The 5,440-nt window shown below is 56.5% G+C and carries 5 protein-coding genes; 1 reads left to right on the top strand and 4 read right to left on the bottom strand.

All coding sequences use genetic code 11. The annotated features are described in order from the left end of the window. The 4 genes from B2T33_RS02390 to B2T33_RS02375 all read right to left on the bottom strand — a co-directional run. The coding region (locus B2T33_RS02390; RefSeq protein ID WP_286791094.1) for an SDR family NAD(P)-dependent oxidoreductase at nt 1-467 on the bottom strand (467 nt) is incomplete at its 3' end. A 121-nt stretch (nt 468-588) separates the two neighbouring features. Then, nucleotides 589-1,248: a 2-dehydro-3-deoxy-6-phosphogalactonate aldolase gene (locus tag B2T33_RS02385; protein WP_286791052.1), complete on the bottom strand. Its 660-nt coding sequence runs from the start codon at nt 1,246-1,248 to the stop codon at nt 589-591. A 65-nt stretch (nt 1,249-1,313) separates the two neighbouring features. Beyond that, the gene (locus B2T33_RS02380) at nt 1,314-2,246 is read right to left on the bottom strand and encodes a 2-dehydro-3-deoxygalactonokinase (RefSeq protein WP_286791051.1); all 933 of its coding nucleotides are present in this window, start codon (nt 2,244-2,246) and stop codon (nt 1,314-1,316) included. A gap of 109 nt (nt 2,247-2,355) precedes the next feature. Further along, nucleotides 2,356-3,366 carry a cation diffusion facilitator family transporter gene (locus B2T33_RS02375; protein ID WP_286791050.1) on the bottom strand — a complete coding sequence of 337 codons (1,011 nt, stop codon included), beginning with the start codon at nt 3,364-3,366 and terminating at the stop codon, nt 2,356-2,358. 507 nt (nt 3,367-3,873) lie between these two features. On the opposite strand from B2T33_RS02375, the gene katG reads away from it, so the two are divergent. Then, on the top strand, nt 3,874-5,440 hold a 1,567-nt coding region (gene katG, locus B2T33_RS02370; protein WP_286791049.1), incomplete at its 3' end, for a catalase/peroxidase HPI.

Genomic DNA, 5,440 nt, shown 5'->3' with positions numbered 1-5,440 from the left:
GCACCGTTCGAAAGGCCCAGATGCGGGATCGGCGATTTGACCGAACCCGACGTGATATTCACAATCCGGCCCCACTGGCGCGAAATCATGCCCGGCAGAACCGCGGTCGCCAACAGGATCGGGGTCAGCATGTTGGACTGAACGGCGGCTTCCCATTCCTTCTGACCCCAGTCGGACCAGATACCCGGGGGCGGACCACCGGCGTTATTGACCAGAATGTCCGGCGCATCGACAGCGGCCAGAACCTTGTTACGGCCTTCTTCGGTAGTGATGTCGCAGGCGACCGTGGTGACATTCACACCATAGGTATCACGGATATATTCCGCAGTTTCATTCAGCGGCCCTTTGGAACGCGCATTGAGCACAAGATCAACACCGGCTTCGGCCAGTTTGATCGCGCAGCCACGCCCAAGCCCCTTGGATGAGGCACAAACGATGGCCTTGCGGCCCTTAATTCCAAGATCCAATGGATCCTCCCATGTTCAGGAATTCAGACAATGGCAGGAATTTAGCCCGCACGCCCCCAAGGGTCAAACGCACTTCCACGATTTGGAATTATTTCAAACCGAATGTTCCGGAGCGGGCCCTTCAGCCAAACACCGCATCATGCGCGCGGACATAGGCAATCGCCGCCTGTGAGACATCGCCAGCCGTCATGCCGGGTTTATAGATGCCCGAACCAAGGCCAAAGCCATCGCAGCCCGCCTTGGCATAAACGCTAAAATCATCCGGGCCGACACCGCCAACGGCATAAACCGGCACATCTTGTGGCAGGACAGCACGCATTGCCTTGATGCCCTCAGCGCCGATGATGCTGGCCGGGAAAATCTTAAGCCCATCGGCACCGGCCTTGATCGCGGCAAAGCATTCGGTGGGCGTCAGAACACCGGGCCAGGAGCCCATACCAACTTCCTTGGTCTTGGCGATCACCTCAATATCGCAGTTGGGCGATACGACAAATTCACCGTTCGCCGCCTTCACATTGGCAACGTCATCGGTTGTCAAAACCGTGCCCGCCCCGATCATCGCGGCATCCCCGACCGCCTCTTTCATCGCAGAAATACTTTTAAGCGGTTCGGGGGAATTTAGCGGCACCTCGATCATCGTGATCCCGGCATCGACAAGCGCGCGCGCCATATCAACGGCCTCGTGGGGCTGCACGCCGCGCAGGATCGCGATCAATTTGCGATGCCCGGCGCCTGAAACGCTATCGGTGATCTGATCATTGACGGATGTCGGATAAGCCATAACTGTATTCCTGTTTGTTAAGCCCGCCTGCATGTCATGCATCCGGGGCCTGAATAGATCGGGATTTAGCCCGTCACAACGCCATAGGCACGCGACAACCCGGCAAGCGTAATCGCAGCCCCGTCCTGCGGCGTTGCCTTGTGGTTATGAACCGCCAAGGCCGCCTGATAAAGCGATGCCAGCTTTCCCGCCCCGATCAGGGCAATGTCATCCCCCGGTGCAAGGCGACTTAAAACATCGGCAATCTCGGCTCCAATAACCGTGCCCGATAAAACCGCCGCCCCCGGCGCAACAGATGCATCCCCCTTGGCCACCAACGCCCCGGCCCGCACGGTAAACAGGCTGTGCAGGAATTCGGTTGGCTGTTCGGATGCCTTGCGCACCGCATCAGCAAAGGCAGCATTGTCCCATGCATCATCCACCGAATGGCGCAGGATGGATTGCTGCGAAAGCAAGGCAAACACCTCGCCACTCATATAGGTGCGAAACGCCTTGATCACGCCATCGGCGACATGCGCCCATTTCGAATGGGTGCCGGGCAAACAGACCCAGCCGGAAAAATCCGGGTTCTGCGCCATAAAGCCAACAAGCTGGGTTTCCTCGCCGCGCATGACATCAGGGTCACCGCGCTGACAAAGCCCCGGCAGGATAAAAACCGAAATGCGAGGATCACTCACATTTGGTGTTACCGCCCCCTTGGCCAGATCGGATGGCCGTGCCGGCACATCGCAATAAGGTGCCTCGATCCAGCCCTGCTTGGCCCCGGCCATGCCGCAAATCACCACCGGCAGCTGTGCCGGGTCAGCGCCAAGCCAATCTTCGATCAAACCAATCAGGACCGCCTCAAACGAAAGTTTGGGGTCGCTGGCAATCGCATTCATACCCAGCGGACTTTCCGCCGAACCAAGGATGTTAGCGGTATCATCCATCGCCCAAAGGCGCAGGTTTGACGTCCCCCAATCAACCGCGATCCAGCTCGGCAAGATCTTTTTAGTCATGTTCGAACGCGTCCCTTCCCGTGAAATTCCTTATTGGTTTTATTCCTCATACTATTTCGCGCACGCCAGTTCAACTGCAACCAGCGCACACACCAATAGCACCGAAGCTTTAGGCCGGATGGGTTAAGGGGGCGGCATCGGGGCCACTGCCCAATTCATCCATCATCTTCTGATGGGCCCGCCAGTTCTGTGCTTCGATAAACACTTTCGATACTTCGGGAATTTCGGCGCGAATATCACTTTCAAGCCGCGACACGGCGGCCTCCAATGCGACCGATGTCACCGTATCTTCAAAATCAACACTGACACACACAATCAGGCTTTGCGGCCCGTGATGCAGGGTAATGATCTCGTTGACCTTAAGAATGCCGGGAATGGCGGCGACCATATCATTGATCTTCTTGCGGCTTTGACTGTTGGCACTTTCCCCGATCAAAAGCCCCTTGCACTCAACCGCCAGCATAAAGGCCGTCACCGCCAGAATAAGCCCGATCATCACTGATGCCAGCCCATCAAGAACCGGCATTTCAAGCAAATAGGCCGCTGCAATCCCGACACACGCCACAACAAGCCCCAAAAGCGCTGCTGAATCCTCAAACAGGATGACGAATACGGTCGGGTCCTTGCTGCTGCGTACCGCCTTGATCAGCGGCACGTTCGGATGCTGTGCCCGGAAGGTGATATAGGCCGTGCGAAACGCCAAGCCTTCCAGCACAATCGCAATGACCAGGATCGAAAACACCACGTGATAGGTGCGGATATCAAACCCGCCAAATGTTGCCACCACATGCACATCAAGCGCATGCGGATGAATGACCTTGTCCACCCCTTCCCAGATTGAAACGCCAGCACCAAGGCCAAAAATCATCACCGCCACCAGGAACGACCAGAAATAGGTCTCCTTGCCATAGCCCAGCGGATGCCGTTCATCAGGTTCGCGGGTCGAAAGCTTCAAGCCCAAAAGCAAAAGCCCCTGATTGCCGGTATCGACAAGCGAATGAATGCCTTCTGACATCATCGCGGCCGATCCGGTAATCGCCGCCCCACCAAACTTGGCGACAGCAATCAGCAAATTGGCCGCTGCCGCCATATAGATGGCACCTTTTGAAGAATGAGACATATGGGGATTTCCGCTTTCTGTGGGGCGAGGATTTGGCCTGGCAACATCCGGGAATAAGACCCCCCCCGCATGTTTAAGGCCTTAAGGCTGTGAACTCGAACACAGTCTACCCGACTGATTGCAAATGTCACGGCCCCAACCACCCCCGGCCAAAACCGGCGCTTTCACCGCCCCAGATCAAATCATCGACAAAAACTATCGAAAACACATGAAATAACTATTTCCCCTATTGCCTGTATCGTTGTTAGCCTTCTCAAAGCGATGGGGAAACCCGTTGCGCAAAATTGATTACCCCGTGTCGCATTGCGATCCCTGAGTTGATGATTACCTTCAACATGAAACCGTCACGCATAACTTCTGGTTTCATGGTGCTGGTTTTGGTTAAACTAGGTCAGGGAGAAACAACAAACGGACGCAACACACAAACGCGTCCCACGACCGCGCGATACACGCGATACGGGTCCAGGAGCTGTTTAAAACATCTCAGCCACGACGGAGAGAGAAAAAATGGACGGAAAACATACCGCAGGGAAATGTCCGGTAATGCATGGTGGCATGACCGAGACGGGCAAATCAGTCAGCGACTGGTGGCCAAAGACGCTTAATCTCGACATTCTTCACCAGCACGACACCAAGGTGAACCCCTATGGTGAAGACTTCAACTATGCCGAAGAATTCAAAAAGCTCGACCTTGAAGCGGTCAAGACCGACATCAAAAATCTCATGACCGACAGCCAGGACTGGTGGCCGGCCGACTGGGGCCATTATGGCGGGCTGATGATCCGTATGGCTTGGCACTCTGCCGGCTCATACCGTTTGGCCGACGGTCGTGGCGGCGGCGGCAAGGGCAACCTTCGTTTCGCCCCGCTGAACTCCTGGCCTGATAACGCCAACCTTGATAAAGCGCGTCGTCTTCTCTGGCCGATCAAAAAGAAATACGGCAACAAGCTCTCCTGGGCCGACCTGATCATTCTGGCTGGCACCATGGCCTATGAATCCATGGGCCTGAAAGTCTTTGGCTTTGCCGGTGGCCGCGAAGATATCTGGCATCCGGAAAAGGACACCTATTGGGGGGCTGAAAAAGAATGGCTGGCACCATCTGACAATCGTTATGACGATGTCTCCAAGCCTGACACCATGGAAAACCCGCTGGCCGCTGTCCAGATGGGCCTGATCTATGTGAACCCGGAAGGTGTCAACGGCGTTTCCGACCCGCTCAAGACCGCCGCCCAGGTGCGTGAAACCTTCGCCCGTATGGCGATGAATGACGAAGAAACTGCTGCCCTCACGGTTGGTGGTCACACGGTTGGTAAAACGCACGGCAATGGCGATGCCTCCCTGCTTGAAGCCGAACCCGAAGCAGCCGACGTTCATGAACAGGGCTTTGGCTGGATGAACCACACCAAGCGTGGCATTGGCCGCGATACTGTGACCTCAGGCATCGAAGGTGCCTGGACCACCCACCCGACCAAGTGGGATAACGGCTATTGCGAACTTCTGCTGGGTTATGAGTGGGAGCTTAAGAAAAGCCCTGCCGGTGCAACCCAGTGGGAACCGGTCAACATCAAGGAAGAAGACATGCCGGTTGACGTCGAAGATCCGTCAATCCGTCGCATGCCGATCATGACCGATGCCGACATGGCGATGAAGATGGACCCGACCTATCGCGCCATCATCGAGAAATTCAATAACGACTTTGACTATTTCTCCGATTGCTTTGCCCGTGCATGGTTCAAACTGACCCACCGTGATATGGGCCCGAAGGCCTGCTATCTCGGCCCGGATGTGCCCTCTGAAGACCTGATCTGGCAGGACCCGGTCCCGGCCGGCAAGAAAGACTACGACGTGGATGCGGTCAAAGCCAAGATCGCCGACAGTGGTCTGAGCATCGGTGAGATGGTCAGCACCGCCTGGGACAGTGCCCGCACCTATCGCGGCTCGGACATGCGCGGCGGTGCCAACGGCGCGCGCATCCGGCTCGCGCCGCAGAAGGACTGGGCCGGCAACGAACCGGCGCGGCTGACCAAGGTGCTGGGCGTGCTCGAAGGCATTGCCGCCGAAGTGGGCGCCAGCG

Source organism: Thalassospira sp. UBA4513 (assembly GCF_002388495.1).
GTDB lineage: Bacteria > Pseudomonadota > Alphaproteobacteria > Rhodospirillales > Thalassospiraceae > Thalassospira > Thalassospira tepidiphila.
The sequence above is the reverse complement of the archived record's forward strand: the minus strand, read 5'-3'. Positions and strand labels throughout refer to the sequence as shown.